Raw genomic sequence first — 1,366 nt, 5'->3', positions numbered from 1 at the left:
GGCAACATCCAGGACATTTATGGCTTGTCGCCGCTGCAGGACGGCATCCTGTTCCATCATCTGTTGGCGACAAAGGGCGATCCGTACCTGCTGGTATCGCAGATGGCGTTTGCCGAGCGTGGCGTGTTGGACCGCTATCTTGCCGCGGTCCAGCGGGTGGTGGATCGACATGACATCCTGCGTACCTCGTTTGTCTGGGAGGGATTGTCGCGGCCGGCCCAGGTGGTTTGGCGCCACGCATCGCTGGAGGTGAGCGAGGTCGAGCTGGACGGGTCTGGTGGTCCTGGCGCCGCGCAGCTTAAGGATCGGTTTGATCCGCGCCGGCAGCGCATCGAGCTTGGCCGGGCGCCCTTGTTGCGGTTTGTGATTGCGCGCGAGCCCGGCAGCGGGCGCTGGCTGCTGTTGGAGCTGCAGCATCATCTGATCGGGGATCACACGACACTGGAGGTGATGCGTGCCGAGGTCCAGGCTGTGCTGGAGGGACGCGAGCACGAGCTGAGCGAGCCACAGCCGTTCCGCAATCTGGTGGCGCAGGCGCATCTCGGCGCTGATGCCAAGGCGGATGAAGCGTTCTTCCGGGAGCTGCTGGCAGACATCGACGAGCCGAGCACGCCGTTCGGCTTGAGCGAGGTGCGCGGCGACGGCGGCGGGGTTCGAGAGGCGCAGCGGATGCTGCCGCAGCAGCTGAACGCGCGGCTGCGCAGCCAGGCGCGGCGGCTGGGGGTGAGCCTGGCCAGCCTGTGCCATCTGGCCTGGGGTCAGGTGGTGGCGCGCAGCAGCGACCGCGAGCAGGTGGTGTTCGGCACGGTGCTGTTCGGCCGCATGCATGGCGGGGCGGGCGCCGACCGCGCGATGGGCCTGTTCATCAACACCCTGCCGCTGCGGCTTGATCTTGACGGCACCGCGGTCGAGGCGAGCGTGCGAACCACGCATGCCCGGCTGGTCGAGCTCTTGGCGCACGAGCATGCCTCGCTGGCGCTGGCGCAACGCTGCAGCGGCGTTGCGGCGCCGGCGCCGCTGTTCAGCGCGCTGTTGAACTACCGCCACAACACGCCGGCGGCGATCTCCGCCTCCGCAGCCGATGATGCGCTGTCCGGCGTGGAATGGCTGGGCGAGGAGGAGCGCACCAACTATCCGCTGATCTTGTCGGTGGAGGATTTTGGCGAGGCGCTCGGGCTGACGGCGCAGGGGGTGGAGCCAATCTCGGCGGATCGGATCTGCGGCTACATGCAGCAGACGCTCGCGCAGCTGGCAGCGGCGCTGGAGCGGGCGCCGACCACGCCGGTGCGGGAGCTGGACATCCTGCCAGCGGACGAGCGCACCTATCTGCTGGAGGAGCTGAACCGGACGGCGGCGCCGTATCCTG

Annotated in this window: 1 protein-coding gene; it reads left to right on the top strand. The window is 68.3% G+C overall.

Annotated features, from left to right (window positions below; all coding sequences use genetic code 11):
• Positions 1 to 1,366 (top strand): condensation domain-containing protein (locus K359_RS56685; protein ID WP_035978598.1); only part of this gene is annotated, 1,366 nt, incomplete at both ends.

The sequence above is a fragment of the Bradyrhizobium sp. th-b2 genome (genome assembly GCF_000426785.1).
GTDB lineage: Bacteria > Pseudomonadota > Alphaproteobacteria > Rhizobiales > Xanthobacteraceae > Bradyrhizobium > Bradyrhizobium septentrionale.
This window is presented reverse-complemented; position numbering and strand designations above follow the sequence as displayed.